At 68.4% G+C, this 13,348-nt stretch carries 15 protein-coding genes, 1 tRNA gene and 1 riboswitch; of the genes, 9 read left to right on the forward strand and 7 right to left on the reverse strand.

What is annotated here, in order from left to right:
- Positions 1 to 136: 136 nt before the first annotated feature.
- Positions 137 to 592 (reverse strand): type II toxin-antitoxin system PemK/MazF family toxin, encoded by a 456-nt coding sequence (locus tag ACIBK0_RS18165; protein WP_399080737.1) that lies wholly within the window; start codon positions 590 to 592, stop codon positions 137 to 139.
- A gap of 260 nt (positions 593 to 852) precedes the next feature.
- Between ACIBK0_RS18165 and ACIBK0_RS18170 the strand changes: the two genes are divergently transcribed.
- The gene (locus ACIBK0_RS18170; protein WP_399080739.1) at positions 853 to 1,605 is read left to right on the forward strand and encodes an MBL fold metallo-hydrolase; all 753 of its coding nucleotides are present in this window, start codon (positions 853 to 855) and stop codon (positions 1,603 to 1,605) included.
- Between the two features lie 69 nt (positions 1,606 to 1,674).
- Here the strand turns inward: ACIBK0_RS18170 and ACIBK0_RS18175 are convergent, their stop codons facing one another.
- Positions 1,675 to 2,940 (reverse strand): PTS transporter subunit EIIC, encoded by a 1,266-nt coding sequence (locus tag ACIBK0_RS18175; protein WP_399080741.1) that lies wholly within the window; start codon positions 2,938 to 2,940, stop codon positions 1,675 to 1,677.
- 251 nt (positions 2,941 to 3,191) lie between these two features.
- On the reverse strand, positions 3,192 to 4,481 hold the full coding sequence (locus ACIBK0_RS18180) for a PTS transporter subunit EIIC (RefSeq protein ID WP_399080743.1): 1,290 nt from the start codon (positions 4,479 to 4,481) through the stop codon (positions 3,192 to 3,194).
- Positions 4,482 to 4,655: 174 nt separating this feature from the next.
- Between ACIBK0_RS18180 and ACIBK0_RS18185 the strand changes: the two genes are divergently transcribed.
- From ACIBK0_RS18185 to rdgB, 4 genes are all read left to right on the forward strand, one after another.
- Entirely contained in the window at positions 4,656 to 4,889 is a 234-nt protein-coding gene (locus tag ACIBK0_RS18185) for a PTS glucose/sucrose transporter subunit IIB (RefSeq protein WP_362501359.1), read from the forward strand.
- Between the two features lie 93 nt (positions 4,890 to 4,982).
- The gene (gene rph / locus ACIBK0_RS18190; RefSeq protein WP_399080746.1) at positions 4,983 to 5,729 is read left to right on the forward strand and encodes a ribonuclease PH; all 747 of its coding nucleotides are present in this window, start codon (positions 4,983 to 4,985) and stop codon (positions 5,727 to 5,729) included.
- A 145-nt stretch (positions 5,730 to 5,874) separates the two neighbouring features.
- Positions 5,875 to 6,267, forward strand: a complete 393-nt coding sequence (locus ACIBK0_RS18195; RefSeq protein WP_399080748.1) for a hypothetical protein — start codon at positions 5,875 to 5,877, stop codon at positions 6,265 to 6,267.
- Between the two features lie 32 nt (positions 6,268 to 6,299).
- Positions 6,300 to 6,902 (forward strand): RdgB/HAM1 family non-canonical purine NTP pyrophosphatase, encoded by a 603-nt coding sequence (gene rdgB, locus ACIBK0_RS18200; protein ID WP_399080750.1) that lies wholly within the window; start codon positions 6,300 to 6,302, stop codon positions 6,900 to 6,902.
- A gap of 52 nt (positions 6,903 to 6,954) precedes the next feature.
- On the opposite strand, the gene ACIBK0_RS18205 is transcribed toward rdgB, so the two are convergent.
- The 3 genes from ACIBK0_RS18205 to bcp all read right to left on the reverse strand — a co-directional run bounded on the left by ACIBK0_RS18205 (position 6,955) and on the right by bcp (position 8,443).
- A tRNA-Leu gene (locus ACIBK0_RS18205) sits at positions 6,955 to 7,039 on the reverse strand.
- A gap of 53 nt (positions 7,040 to 7,092) precedes the next feature.
- Entirely contained in the window at positions 7,093 to 7,551 is a 459-nt protein-coding gene (locus tag ACIBK0_RS18210) for an HNH endonuclease (protein ID WP_399080752.1), read from the reverse strand.
- Between the two features lie 424 nt (positions 7,552 to 7,975).
- The gene (gene bcp / locus ACIBK0_RS18215; protein WP_399080754.1) at positions 7,976 to 8,443 is read right to left on the reverse strand and encodes a thioredoxin-dependent thiol peroxidase; all 468 of its coding nucleotides are present in this window, start codon (positions 8,441 to 8,443) and stop codon (positions 7,976 to 7,978) included.
- Positions 8,444 to 8,577: 134 nt separating this feature from the next.
- Here bcp and ACIBK0_RS18220 point away from each other — a divergent pair, with 134 nt between their 5' ends.
- The 3 genes from ACIBK0_RS18220 to sugE all read left to right on the forward strand — a co-directional run bounded on the left by ACIBK0_RS18220 (position 8,578) and on the right by sugE (position 9,820).
- The gene (locus ACIBK0_RS18220; protein ID WP_399080756.1) at positions 8,578 to 8,916 is read left to right on the forward strand and encodes a DUF3618 domain-containing protein; all 339 of its coding nucleotides are present in this window, start codon (positions 8,578 to 8,580) and stop codon (positions 8,914 to 8,916) included.
- Between the two features lie 98 nt (positions 8,917 to 9,014).
- Positions 9,015 to 9,317 carry a co-chaperone GroES gene (locus ACIBK0_RS18225; protein ID WP_187285621.1) on the forward strand — a complete coding sequence of 101 codons (303 nt, stop codon included), beginning with the start codon at positions 9,015 to 9,017 and terminating at the stop codon, positions 9,315 to 9,317.
- A 66-nt stretch (positions 9,318 to 9,383) separates the two neighbouring features.
- Positions 9,384 to 9,470: riboswitch (guanidine-III (ykkC-III) riboswitch) on the forward strand.
- Positions 9,471 to 9,499: 29 nt separating this feature from the next.
- Positions 9,500 to 9,820, forward strand: coding sequence for a quaternary ammonium compound efflux SMR transporter SugE (gene sugE, locus ACIBK0_RS18230; protein ID WP_399080759.1), 321 nt, complete (start codon positions 9,500 to 9,502; stop codon positions 9,818 to 9,820).
- Between the two features lie 42 nt (positions 9,821 to 9,862).
- On the opposite strand, the gene ACIBK0_RS18235 is transcribed toward sugE, so the two are convergent.
- Entirely contained in the window at positions 9,863 to 12,343 is a 2,481-nt protein-coding gene (locus ACIBK0_RS18235; RefSeq protein ID WP_399080761.1) for a transglycosylase domain-containing protein, read from the reverse strand.
- A gap of 202 nt (positions 12,344 to 12,545) precedes the next feature.
- Between ACIBK0_RS18235 and ACIBK0_RS18240 the strand changes: the two genes are divergently transcribed.
- Complete coding sequence (locus tag ACIBK0_RS18240; RefSeq protein WP_399080763.1) at positions 12,546 to 13,346, forward strand: ABC transporter permease; 801 nt, start codon at positions 12,546 to 12,548, stop codon at positions 13,344 to 13,346.
- Positions 13,347 to 13,348: the final 2 nt, after the last annotated feature.

Raw genomic sequence — 13,348 nt, forward strand, 5'->3', positions numbered from 1 at the left:
TTTTTTCCCCCCCCCACCCCCACCCCCCGACCTTTCCGGGGGCGCTCCCCCCCACACCCCATTTTTTAAACACAGCGCGCGGGCCCCCCCCCCCCCCGGGCGCGGCGGGCCCCCCCCCCCCGTCCAGCACCTCGCCTCAGCCCGCCAGGTAGCGCACCTGGTCCCACAGCACCGGGTCCACGATCCCCACCCGGCGACGGAAGTCCCACACCGGGACGTCCCGCAGCTCATCCGTCTCCAGGAAGCTCGCCCGCCCGTGCGCGTCCCCCACGGCCCCCGGCGGCAACGGAATCACTCCGGCCCGCTCATCGTGGTACTTGCTGGTGATCTTCGCGACGGTAGCGCGATCCCCCCGCACGGCCAGCACCAGACAGGGTCGGTCCTTGACCCCTGGCCCGTCCTCGTACGGAACGTTCGCCCACCAGATCTCCGCCGGCCGCGGCCGAGGCGCGCCCCGCCGCAGACCCGCCCGTCCGGGCGGACGGGTACGCCGGGCAGGCCGACGCCCACGGCGCCCCCAGCCGTCCACCAGCGTCGCGACCAACGCGAGCAGCACCACCGCCGCCAGCGCGAGCCACCAGGACGTGTCCATACCGAAGAAGGTACCGGCGCGTATCCCCGCCCGCCCCCTGCCCGGAGCGACCCGCCGGGGCTCGGCCCACTCCACGTCCATCCGAACCGGTGACAGCACAGGTGAGTTCGCCCACAACGGCCCCTGGCGGAGGAGCGACCGGCCCTTTTGCGCCTTACGCTCGACGGACCGCACGACCCCCGTTTTCCGTAACTGCTCCGAGTATCTGCAGCCCGCATCTACTCTCTGCACTTCCTGCCAGCGCGGAGGTTCCAGCTCTTATGAAGCTCACCGTCGTCGGCTGCTCCGGGTCGTTCCCGTCCGCGGAATCGGCCTGCTCGAGCTACCTCGTAGAGGCCGACGGCTTCCGGCTGCTTCTCGACATGGGCAATGGTGCCCTTGGCGAGCTGCAGCGCCACTGCGGTCTCTACGACCTCGACGCGATCTTCCTCAGCCATCTGCACGCCGACCACTGCATCGACATGTGCGCGTACTTCGTCGCGCGCTACTACCGCCATGACGGCGGCCGCTGCGATCCGCTCCCCGTCTACGGACCCGAGGGCACCGAGCAGCGCCTGACCACCGCGTACGGGGACACCCCCACCGCCTCCTCGATGAGCGAGGTCTTCGACTTCCACACGGTCAAGCCGGGCACCTTCGAGATCGGCCCGTTCACCGTGCACACGGAGCGGGTGCGCCACCCTGTGGAGGCGTACGGCATCCGAGTGGAGCACGAGGGGAATGCGCTCACGTACTCCGGGGACACGGGAGTGACCGAGGCCCTGGACGAACTCGCCCGCGACACCGACCTGTTCCTGTGCGAGGCCGCGTTCACCCACGGCAAGGAGAACATCCCCGACCTGCACCTCAACGGCCGCGAGGCGGGCGAGACCGCCGCCCGCGCCGGCGCCCGCCGCCTGCTGCTCACCCACGTTCCGCCGTGGACGGACCCGCAGATCAATCTGGAGGACGCGCGGGCGGCGTACACGGGTCCGGCGGAACTGGCGATGCCCGGACTGTCGTACGAGATCTGACGGCCGGACCCCTACGCACGACAAGGCCCCCGGAGATCGCTCCGGGGGCCTTGTCGCGTGTCGGGGAGGCTACTTGGCCTCGGCCTTCTGCAGCTCCGCCAACTCCTCGTCGGACTCGCGGCCCGGCGTCGGCAGATTGAACTTGGTGATCGCGAAGCGGAAGACCACGTAGTAGACCGCCGCGAAACACAGGCCCACCAGGACCAGGCCCCACGGGTTGGTCGCGATGCCGAGGTTCAGGCCGAAGTCGACCGCGCCGGCCGAGAAGCCGAAGCCGTCCTTCATTCCGAGGGCCCAGGTCAGCGCCATGGAGACACCGGTCAGCACCGCGTGGATCGCGTACAGGACCGGCGCGATGAACATGAAGGTGAACTCGATCGGCTCGGTGACACCCGTGACGAAGGAGGTCAGCGCGAGCGAGAACATCATGCCGCCGACGACCTTGCGGCGCTCGGGACGGGCGCAGTGCACGATCGCGAGGCAGGCGGCGGGCAGCGCGAACATCATGATCGGGAAGAAGCCGGTCATGAACTGTCCGGCGCTCGGGTCACCGGCCAGGAAGCGCGAGATGTCACCGCTCTTGCCGTGATATTCGCCGGCCTGGAACCAGGGGTAGGAGTTCAGCAGGTGGTGCATGCCGATCGGGATCAGCGCGCGGTTGGCGACGCCGAAGATGCCGGCGCCGATCGCACCCGAATTGACCAGCTTCTCACCGAAGTTGTGCAGACCGGTGCCGAGGACCGGCCAGATGTAGCCGAAGACGATGCCGATCAGCAGGCCCGCGAAGGCGGAGAGGATCGGGACGAGCCGGCGGCCGCCGAAGAAGCCCGCCCAGTCGGGCAGCTTGGTCCGGTAGAACTTCTGGTACAGCAGGGCGACGACTATGCCCATCACCACACCGCCGAGGACCTTGGCGTCCACCGGGGCGTCGACCATGACCACCTTGCCGTCGACGGCCGTGGCGACCTTCGGCAGGTTCTTGTCGGTGAACGTGGCGAGCACGTTCTTGAAGACCAGGTAGCCCACCACGGCCGCCAGCGCCGTCGAGCCGTCCGACTTCTTCGCGAAGCCGATCGCGATGCCCACGGCGAACAGCAGCGCCATGTTGTCGAGGATCGCGTTGCCGCCGGCCGACATGAAGCCGGCGATCTTGGTGAGGAACGTGGGGAAGGACGGGCGGCCGAGCATGTCAGCATTGCCGAGGCGCACCAGAAGCGCGGCGGCGGGCAGAACGGCGACCGGCAGCATCAGGCTTCGGCCGATGCGCTGCAGAACAGCCATCGCGCCGGCGCCCTTCTTCTTGTCGGCCGCGGGAGCGGCGCTGGCCGTGGACACAACTTCCTCCTGGGGGTCCCCCCGGCCGGAGGCTGGGGGAGGGCAAGGCGCCGCCCAGGGGACAAGGGGGTTGGGACGGCGTGGTCTACACCACTCAGTGGTGTAGACCTGTTGTAGCACGGTGAAGGCTGGATAAGGAACCCGCGAATTTTGTGGCCTGGACCATAAAGGGAAGAAGCGGTTCCGGAAGCGGTTCGGCGCATGACAAAAAGCGCCCCGGAAAGGGGCGCGAGGCTGCGACGTCGTGCGGATTACGCCTTGGTGATGTCCTCCCGCTCCTCCTCCGGCTCCCGCCCCGGCGTCGTCAGATCGAACTTCGTGATCGCGAACCGGAAGATCACGTAGTACACGGCGGCGAAGCACAGTCCGATCGGGATGATCGCCCACGGTTTCGTCGCCAGGTTCCAGTTGATGACGTAGTCGATGAGGCCTGCCGAGAAGCTGAACCCGTCGTGCACCCCCAGCCCCCAGGTCACCGCCATCGACGCACCCGTGAGCAACGCGTGGACCACGTACAGCAGCGGCGCGACGAACAGGAAGGAGTACTCGATCGGCTCGGTGATGCCCGTGACGAACGAGGTCAGCGCCACCGAGAGCATCAGCCCGCCGACCTCCTTGCGGCGGTTCGGCCGTGCGCAGTGCGTGATCGCCAGGGCCGCCGCGGGCAGCGCGAACATCATGATCGGGAAGAAGCCCGAGGTGAACTGGCCCGCGCTCGGGTCGCCCGCCAGGAACATGTTGATGTCACCGTGCTTCACCTGGCCTTCCGGCGTCGTATAACTGCCGAACTGGAACCAGATGGGCACGTTCAGGAACTGGTGCAGCCCGATCACGAGCAGCGCGCGGTTGGCCACACCGAAGACGCCGGCACCCCAGGCGCCCAGCCCCACCAGCCAGTCGCTGAAGCTCTCCAGCGCGTCACCGATCGGCGGCCAGATCCACAGGCACAGCGCGGCGAACGCGATGGCCACGAACGACATGATGATCGGCACCAGTCGGCGCCCGTTGAAGAAGCCGAGCCAGTCCACCAGTCTGGTGCGGTGGTATCGCTGCCAGAAGTGCGCGGTCAGCAGCCCCATGATGATCCCGCCGAAGACCCCCGGATTCTGGTAGGTGAACCCCGTCACGGAGAAGTCGGGTGCCTGGCAGCCGATGTCCTGGATGACCTTCGCCTGCTGTGCGCAGCGCTCCGGGAACTCGTGCAGCACGCCGAAGTAGACGAGGAACCCCGCGACCGCCGCCAGCGCGGTGGACCCGTCCGCCTTCTTCGCCATGCCGATGGAGACACCGACGCAGAACAGCAGGGGCAGCCCGAGCTCGCCGTCCAGCAGCGCGCCGCCCGCGCCCTTCATGACCTTGGAGACGCTGTCCCAGCCGAGCCCGTCGGGGCCGAACACGTCCGGCTGGCCAAGCCGGTTGAGGATGCCGGCGGCCGGCAACACCGCGATGGGGAGCTGAAGGCTGCGACCCATCTTCTGCAGGCCCTGGAACAGAGTGTTCCAACGGGCGCGCGCGGGCGAGACAGCGCTGTCGGCACTCATCGGTGTCCTCCCGGCGGGGCCGGTTTGGCGACTGCCCGCACACTGGTGTAGACCAGTTGGCGACCGGTCGCTCTGTCGTGATCGCCATCATTCGGTACGTACGACATGACCGCTCGCGAAGATGGGCCAACTGTGGGTTACTGCGACAAAGCGGTTCGGATCAGGGAGTAGGACATGGCCACCAAGGCTGAGAAGATCGTCGCCGGGCTCGGCGGCATCGACAACATCGAAGAGGTCGAGGGCTGCATCACCCGCCTGCGCACCGAGGTGAACGACCCCTCGCTGGTCGACGAAGCCGCCCTGAAGGCCGCCGGTGCCCACGGAGTCGTCAAGATGGGCACCGCCATCCAGGTCGTCATCGGCACGGACGCCGACCCGATCGCCGGGGAGATCGAAGACATGATGTGAGACCGGGGTCCTTCGGACCTCCGGCTCACCCCTGAGGGGCTGCTTCCGTTACCGGCGGCAGCCCCTCACCCGTATACGGCTAGGCTCATCGGCATGTCTCGAATCGACGGCCGCACCCCCGAACAGCTGCGCCCCATCACCATCCAGCGTGGCTGGAGCAAGCACGCCGAGGGCTCCGTCCTCGTCTCCTTCGGTGACACCAAGGTGTTCTGCACCGCCTCCGTCACCGAGGGCGTCCCGCGCTGGCGCAAGGGCAGCGGCGAGGGCTGGGTCACCGCCGAGTACTCCATGCTTCCCCGCGCCACCAACACCCGCGGCGACCGCGAATCCGTACGCGGCAAGATCGGCGGCCGTACCCACGAGATCAGCCGCCTCATCGGCCGCTCGCTGCGCGCCGTCATCGACTACAAGGCGCTCGGCGAGAACACCATCGTCCTCGACTGCGACGTCCTGCAGGCCGACGGCGGCACGCGTACGGCGGCCATCACCGGCGCGTACGTGGCGCTCGCCGACGCGGTCACCTGGGCGCAGGGCAAGAAGCTGGTGAAGGCGGGCCGCAAACCGCTGACCGGCACGGTGAGCGCCGTTTCCGTGGGCATCGTCGGCGGAGTCCCGCTCCTCGACCTCTGCTACGAGGAGGACGTGAAGGCCGACACCGACATGAACGTCGTCTGCACCGGCGACGGCCGCTTCGTCGAGGTCCAGGGCACCGCGGAGGCAGAGCCCTTCGACCGCAAGGAGCTCAACGCGCTGCTGGACCTGGCGGTCGCGGGCTGCGACGAACTCGCGGCCATCCAGCGCGCGGCCCTGGAAGCGACGATCGAGGCAACCGCGCGTTAACCCTTAGCGTTCTTAGAGGTACGGGCGTACGGTCCAGCCGTGCGCCCCGCCGATCACGTCACGGGGGCGAGCCGACCGCATCACCGGTCGAGCCGACCGCACCACGGGGTCGGACCACATCATGCCCACGGGGAGGGACCGTTCCATGGCCGCGCGCCACCGCCGCCGCACCGCCGCATTCGCCGTCGTCGCCGCACTCGTCGCCCTGCCGGCGGCCGTCGGCTGCGACGCGGTCGACAAGGCCCTGGACTGCGTCCAGACCGCCGACTCCATCGCCGACAGCGTCACCGACCTCCAACAGGCCGTCGAGAACGCGGCGAACGACCCGACGCAGACCGACGAGTCCCTCAACTCGATAGAGAAGAACCTCGACAAGATCGGCGACAAGACGGACAACGCCGACGTCAACAAGGCGGTCGACGACCTCAACAAGGCCGTCGGCAATGTCCGTACGGCCGTCAAGAACGGCGACAACACCCCCGACATCAGCCCGGTCACGGACGCGGCGGGCGAACTGACGAAGGTCTGCACGCCGTAAGCCGACGGGTGAACTCGGAGATACTGGCGACCATGACCCGCCTGATCCTCGCCACCCGTAACGCCGGAAAGATCACCGAGCTGAAGGCGATCCTCGCCGACGCAGGTCTCACCCACGACCTCGTCGGCGCGGACGCCTACCCCGACATCCCCGACGTCAAGGAAACCGGCGTCACCTTCGCCGAGAACGCCCTGCTGAAGGCCCACGCCCTGGCGCAGGCCACGGGCCTGCCCGCCGTCGCGGACGACTCGGGCCTCTGCGTCGACGTCCTGAACGGCGCCCCCGGCATCTTCTCCGCCCGCTGGTCCGGCCGCCACGGCGACGACAAGGCCAACCTCGACCTCCTCCTCGCCCAGCTCGCCGACATCGACGAGTCCCACAGGGGCGCCCACTTCGCCTGCGCCGCGGCCCTCGCCCTGCCGGACGGCACGGAGCGAGTGGTCGAGGGCCAACTGCGAGGCACCCTCCGCCACGCCCCCAGGGGCACCAACGGCTTCGGCTACGACCCGATCCTCCAGCCGGAGGGGGAGACACGCACCTGCGCGGAGCTGAGCGCGGAGGAGAAGAACGCGATCAGCCACCGGGGGAAAGCGTTTCGGGCGCTGGTGCCGGTGGTGCGGGAGCTGTTGGGCTGAGGCCACGCACGAGAACGGCCTGCGTATCCTTCGATTCGCAGGCCGTTTGCTGTGCGGCGGAAGGGATTCGAACCCTCAAGCCGTTTCACGGGCCACAGATCCTAAGTCTGCTGCGTCAGCCGTTGCGCCACCGCCGCTAGCCGTCTGACATCGTACCGGTCACGGGGCTGTCGCTGAGTAAGGGTTTCTGTCACGCCGTTCCCCCGCTTCGGCTGTCTCCCCTGCACCAGGTGCTGGTGATCGCATGACAGTTGGGACACAACAGCCGCAGGTTCTCGCGTCGATCATCGCTCCAGTCGCCGTTGATGTGGTCGATCTCCCGTGTCATGGGTTTGCCGTTCCACTCGGGTGGAGTCCCGCACTCGTCGCACCGCTCAGGAACACCGATCTCCGACAGGGCTCGGCGCAGCAAAACCGTGCGTGTGCGATGCGGTCCGTCGTGCTTGGCGAGGATGTCCTCCGCATGTCTCACCGGTGTGGTCCCGGGTCTTCCTCGCCGATGGGCTTGCCCGAGAAAGTGAGTGATCGAGAGCCCGTCTTGCTCGATCCATTCGCTCAAGGCGGCCCTTCGGCTGCCGTTGTCGGGAAACCCGGGCCGCCCACAACTTCCAGGCCGAGATGGCGGAGTACGTCGTTCACTGACCCGCATGCCGCCACGGCGGGTGCGAGTACCTCTCTGCTCCAGCGCGTTCCCTCGCGCTCGAAGTGGGACGTGTTCACCCCCAGCCTCTTCATCCGTCCCCGGATGTACTTCCGAGTCGAACTCCTCGGATCCACCCCGAGCTTCGTCAGTGCCTCCGACAACGTCCGCGACGAACGGGCTGCCTCCTCCAGGCGCTCCTCGGTGTACGGGCTGACCGGCATGCTGTCCCTCCGTTCCGGTCACACGTTCGTGACCTCGCACGGAGTAACGAACGATTTATCGGATGGTCACGTCCCTTGGTGTCCTGCTGATCAGCAGTCAAGCCTTTCGGGCCGGGACACATGCCTGGACCGAGGAGCGCAGGCCGGTCATGGGTCGACCGAACCTGCCGCGCGATGTCTGGATCTCGTTCGGACGGGCCTCGACGGGCCTAGATCCCCAGGTCCTTGATGACCTTCGCCACGTGACCCGTCGCCTTCACGTTGTACAGGGCCCGCTCGACCTTGCCCTCCTCGTCCACGACGATCGTGGAGCGGATGACGCCGACGTACGTCTTGCCGTAGTTCTTCTTCTCGCCGTAGGCGCCGTAGGCCTCGATGACAGTCGTGTCGGGGTCTCCGACAAGCGTCACCTTCAGGTTCTCCTTCTCGCGGAACTTGGCGAGCTTCTCGGGCTTGTCGGGGGAGACGCCGATGACGTCGTAGCCGGCGCTCGCGAGGACGTCGAGGTTGTCCGTGAAGTCGCAGGCCTGCTTGGTGCAGCCGGGGGTCAGGGCGGCCGGGTAGAAGTAGACGATGACCTTGCGGCCCTTGTGGTCGGCGAGGGAGACCTCGTTGCCGTCGGCGTCGGGCAGGGTGAAGGCTGGGGCGGTGTCGCCGGGCTGAAGTCGCTCGCTCATCGGTACCTCACGTGGCCGGGGAATGGATACGGATACGGAACGAGCGTAATGGGGGGTGCCGAGGGGTGCGGCTCGGTCCGAGCTGACAGACTGTCGACTGCAGGGACTTCAGACACGACCACGGAGGCAGCGCGGTGTCGGATACGTCGAGAACGTCGGATACCAGGACTCCGGCGCAGATCGAGGCGGACATCAAGCGCCGCCGCGAAACGCTCGCGGAGACGCTCGACGAGATCGGCGTGCGCGTGCACCCGAAGACGATCGTCGGGGACGCCAAGGCCAGGGTCGCCTCCCATGTCGATCACACGTTGGGCCGCGCCTACGTCGGCGTCAACCGTGTCGTCAGCGATGTGAAGGGCCAGCTCGTGACGGAGGACGGCGCGCCGCGGCTGGAGCGCATCGTGCCGGTGGCGCTGGTCGTGGTGGGGGTCGTCGGGCTGTTCACCTTGGGCTCGCGGCGGCGCAAGGGCTGACCCTCCGACGCACGAAAGCGGCCGAGGGCAGGTAGGTTCGGGGCGTGAGCGCCAATCGGGAAAAGCACAGCACCCAACACGACAAGTTGCCCATCCGGATGCTGCACGACCGCGTGCTGGTGCGGCAGGACGCCGCCGAGGGCGAGCGGCGTTCCGGCGGTGGCATCCTGATCCCCGCGACGGCGGCCGTCGGCCGGCGTCTCGCCTGGGCCGAGGTCGTCGCGGTCGGGCAGAACGTCCGGACGGTGGAGCCGGGCGACCGCGTCCTGTACGACCCGGAGGACCGCGCCGAGGTCGAGGTGCGCGGGATCGCGTATGTGCTGATGCGTGAGCGGGATCTGCACGCGGTGGCCGCGGACCGGTTCGAGGGGTCCGAGGACTCGACCGGCCTGTATCTGTAACGACTGTCTTTGCCTGTGGATCGCAGGTGAAAGGGGCCGGTGACCCTCGTCACCGGCCCCCTTTGCTGTTTCTTTGCTACCTTTGAAGGACCCCGACGAGACGCGCCGTACCGGGCGGAGAGCGAAAGAGCCTCCGGGCAAAGACGACGCACCCCTGTTGATCGATCACGGAGGTGCCTCTCATGGCCTGGGTCCTGCTGCTCGTCGCCGGTCTGCTGGAGGTCGGCTGGTCGATCGGTATGAAGTACACCGACGGATTCACCCGCCTCGTCCCGAGCGTCCTCACGGGCGCGGGCATCATCGCGAGCATGGTCCTGCTGTCCTACGCCGCCAAGTCCCTGCCCATCGGCACCGCCTACGGCGTCTGGGTCGGCATCGGCGCGGCGGGGGCGGCGGTGCTCGGCATGGTCGTACTCGGTGAGCCGGCGACCGCCGCCCGGATCTTCTTCGTCTGTCTGCTGCTGGTGGCCGTGGTGGGCCTGAAGGTCACCTCCGGGCACTGATCGGCCGGGCCGGGCCTTGCTCAGTGCTCCCGGCCTTCCTCCTCAGTGTTTTCGTGAGGTGAGCCCGCTGAGCGGCCCGGCCCCGGCGGTGGTCCCCGTGGTCCCGCCGTCCGTGGTTCCGCCGTCCGAGGTGCTGCCGTCCGTTGTCCCGCCCGTGGTGGTGCCACCGTCCGAGGTGTCCCCGGTGGTGGTGCCGCCGTTCGTCTGGCCCTCGGTCTGGCCTTGGGACTGCCCTTCGGTCTGGCCCTCGGTCTGCCCTTCGGTCCGGCCCTGGGTCTGGCCCTCGGTCTGCCCCTCGGTCTGGCCCTGGGTCTGGCCTTCGGTGTCCTGGCCGCCGGTCCCCGTGCCGCCGTCGTCCTGGCCTTCGGTGGGCGTCGTGCTGGGTTCGAGCGTCGGGAGCTGCTGCTGCTCGGCGCCCGGCTGGAGCTGGAGGTCGAAGCCCGTCGCGGGGGTGCCCTTGAGGGCGGCCTTCGTGAACTGGGCCCAGATCTGCGCGGGGTAGCCGCCGCCGTTGATGCGGTTCTGGCCGAGCGCGCCGTACAGGGGCTTGTGGGCGCCCGTCTCGGGGTCCTGGCCCATGACGGAGACGACGGTGGCGAGGTCGGGGGTGTAGCCCGCGAACCAGGCGGCCTGGTCCTCCTCGGCTGTGCCGGTCTTGCCCGCGGCGGGGCGGCCGGCGGCCAGCGCGGCCGTGCCCGTGCCGCCCTCGACGACACTCTGCAGCATGGAGGTGGTCGTGTCCGCGGCCTCCCGGCTCACTGCCTGCTTCGTGTCCTTGGCCGGGAGCTGCACATCCGCCGCCCCGTCGTTGGTGATCTTCTCGATGAGTGTGTACGTGCCGTGCTTGCCGTGGTTGGCGAGTGTGGCGTACGCCTCCGTCATGTCGAGGACGCTGGCGGTGGCCGAGCCGAGCGCGATGGACGGGGAGGCGGTCAGGTCCGGGGTGTTGGACGGGATGCCGAGGCTGACGGCCGTCTGCTTGACCTTGTCCGAGCCGACATCCACGGCCATCTGCGCGTACACCGCGTTCACCGACTTGTCGGTGGCGGTGCGCACGGTGATGTCGCCGTATGAGCGGCCGTCCTCGTTCTCGGGCGCGTAGTAGCCGCCGTTCCAGCCCTGCACGGGGCGTTTGTTGGTGCCGTCGTAGATGGTGTTCGGCGTGATGGCGCGGCCGTCCTGCGTCGTCGAGCCGTTCTGCACGGCGGAGGTGAACACGAACGGCTTGAAGGTGGAGCCGACTTGGTAGTCGCGGCGGGTCGCGTTGTTGACGTACTGCTTGGTGTAGTCGATGCCGCCGTACATCGCGACGACCTTGCCGCTGGACGGGTCGATGGCGACGCCGCCGGCGCGGACGTAGTTGTCGACCTTGCGGTCCTTCTTGTCGAGCTTGTCCATCACCTGGTCGTTGACGGCCTTCACGAAGGCGTCCTGCCTGGGCTTCTGCAGGGTGGTCGTGATGCGGTAGCCGCCGGTGGCGAGGGTGTCCTCGTCGAGAATCTTGTTGCTCGTCAGGTAGTCCTTGACGGCTTGCACGAGATAGCCGCGCTGCCCCGACATGCCCGCCGAGCCCTTGGCCTGCTTCGGCATCGGGAACTTGACGTTGTTCCGGTCCGACGGGGTCAGCCACTTCTTCTTGACCATGCCGTCGAGTACGTAGTTCCAGCGGGCGACGGCCGCGGCCTTGTTCTCGGGGTGCGCGATCACGTCGTACTCGCTGGGCGCGTTGAGGAGCGCGGCGAGGTAGGCACCCTGGCCGACCGTCAGGTTCTTGGCGTCGACGCCGTAGTAGGCCTGGGCGGCGGCCTGGATGCCGTACGCGTTGCGGCCGAAGTAGCTGGTGTTGAGGTAGCCCTCCAGGATGTCGTCCTTGCTCTTCTCGCGGTCGAGCTTGATGGAGATGAAGAACTCCTTGAACTTCCGCGTGGCGGTCTGTTCCTGGCCCAGGTAGTAGTTCTTCACGTACTGCTGCGTGATCGTCGAGCCGGACTGCCTGCCCTTGCCGGTGACCGTGTTCCAGGCGGCGCGGATCATCGCCTGCGGGTCGACGGCCGACTCGGAGTAGAAGTCGCGGTCCTCGGCGGCGAGAGTCGCGTGCTGGGCGTCCTTGGAGACCTGCGCGAGCGACACGCTCTCCCGGTTGACCTCGCCGTCGCGGGCGAGTTGGCTGCCGTCCGCGTACAGGTAGACGTTGCTCTGCTTGGTCGCGGCGGCGTTCGCGGGCGGGATCTTCACCAGGTAGTAGCCGAGCGCGAAGAAGCCGATCAGGAGCAGTATCACGCCGAGGAGCGTGCAGAGCAGGATCCGCCAGGTCGGGACGAGCCGGCGCCACCCGGTGCGCTGCCGCTTCTGCTTCTTGCCGGGCTTGCCCGGTGCACCCTGCGGCACCGGTCCCGGGCCCGGTCCCGTTGCCATGGCCGGACCCGGACCCGGTCCCGTTGCCGTGGCCGATCCCGGACCCGGTGCCGGATCCCTGGGTGCCCAGCCCTGGCTGTTCTGCTGCGGCTGCGGCTCGTTGCTCATTTGTCGCCGGACTCCTGTTTCGCGTGCGTACGTTCCCGTACGCCCTCGTACGCCTTATGCGCCCCCTCTTGAAGACTGTCGCACCAAGGGTTCCGTTCCCTCGGCCCGGCACGCTTCGGGCCCGGAAAATGCCTGGCGGGCCACGTCAATTCGGGGCTAGGCTCCTGCGCTTTGGCTCAACGCGGCGAAGAGGGGCGGGGTTGTGGGCACAGGGCGGTTGTACGCGGCCGTCGCGGTGGGCGGGTTCCGGCGCTTCGCCACCTATCGGACGGCCACGGCGGCGGGGGTGTTCACCAACACGGTCTTCGGGCTGATCCTGGCGTACGTCTTCATCGCGCTGTGGGACACCAAACCGCACCTCGGCGGCTACGACCAGGCGCAGGCGCTCACCTATGTGTGGCTGGGCCAGGCGCTGCTCATGGTGGTGGCGGTGATGGGCGGCGGCTTCGAGGACGAGCTGATCGAGAGAATCCGTACGGGGGACATCGCGATCGACCTGTACCGGCCGGCCGACCTCCAGCTGTGGTGGCTGGCCCAGGACGCGGGGCGGGCGTTGTTCCACCTGCTGGGTCGCGGGGTGATCCCGCTCGCCTTCGGCGCGGTCTTCTTCGATCTCTCCCTGCCCGCCTCCCCGTTGACCTGGGTCGCCTTTCTCGTCGCGGTGGCCCTCGGGGTGGTCGTCAGTTTCGCCCTCCGCTTCCTGGTGGCGCTGTCCGCGTTCTGGCTCCTGGACGGGGCGGGTGCGGCCCAACTCGCCTGGATCGCGGGGATCTTCTGCTCGGGGATGCTGCTGCCGCTCAATGTCTTCCCGGGCGCCCTCGGCGAGTTCGTACGGGCCCTGCCCTGGTCGTCATTGATCCAGGCGCCGGTGGACGTCCTGCTCGGCACCGCCGATCCGCTGGGCACGTACGCCTTCCAGGCCGCCTGGGCGGTCGGGCTGCTGGCGGCCGGGCGGCTGGTCCAGTCGGTGGCTACGCGCAGGGTGGTGGTGCAGGGTGGCTAGGG

Origin of the sequence: Streptomyces sp. NPDC050564, assembly GCF_044457265.1 — a bacterium.
Classification (GTDB): Bacteria; Actinomycetota; Actinomycetes; order Streptomycetales; family Streptomycetaceae; genus Streptomyces.

Coding starts and splice junctions, on each gene's coding strand:
- ACIBK0_RS18165 (WP_399080737.1), bottom strand. CDS start 592: ATGGACACGTCCTGGTGGCTCGCGCTGGCGGCGGTGGTGCTGCTCGCG.
- ACIBK0_RS18170 (WP_399080739.1), top strand. CDS start 853: ATGAAGCTCACCGTCGTCGGCTGCTCCGGGTCGTTCCCGTCCGCGGAA.
- ACIBK0_RS18180 (WP_399080743.1), bottom strand. CDS start 4,481: ATGAGTGCCGACAGCGCTGTCTCGCCCGCGCGCGCCCGTTGGAACACT.
- ACIBK0_RS18185 (WP_362501359.1), top strand. CDS start 4,656: ATGGCCACCAAGGCTGAGAAGATCGTCGCCGGGCTCGGCGGCATCGAC.
- rph (WP_399080746.1), top strand. CDS start 4,983: ATGTCTCGAATCGACGGCCGCACCCCCGAACAGCTGCGCCCCATCACC.
- ACIBK0_RS18195 (WP_399080748.1), top strand. CDS start 5,875: ATGGCCGCGCGCCACCGCCGCCGCACCGCCGCATTCGCCGTCGTCGCC.
- rdgB (WP_399080750.1), top strand. CDS start 6,300: ATGACCCGCCTGATCCTCGCCACCCGTAACGCCGGAAAGATCACCGAG.
- ACIBK0_RS18210 (WP_399080752.1), bottom strand. CDS start 7,551: ATGCGGGTCAGTGAACGACGTACTCCGCCATCTCGGCCTGGAAGTTGT.
- bcp (WP_399080754.1), bottom strand. CDS start 8,443: ATGAGCGAGCGACTTCAGCCCGGCGACACCGCCCCAGCCTTCACCCTG.
- ACIBK0_RS18225 (WP_187285621.1), top strand. CDS start 9,015: ATGCTGCACGACCGCGTGCTGGTGCGGCAGGACGCCGCCGAGGGCGAG.
- sugE (WP_399080759.1), top strand. CDS start 9,500: ATGGCCTGGGTCCTGCTGCTCGTCGCCGGTCTGCTGGAGGTCGGCTGG.
- ACIBK0_RS18235 (WP_399080761.1), bottom strand. CDS start 12,343: ATGAGCAACGAGCCGCAGCCGCAGCAGAACAGCCAGGGCTGGGCACCC.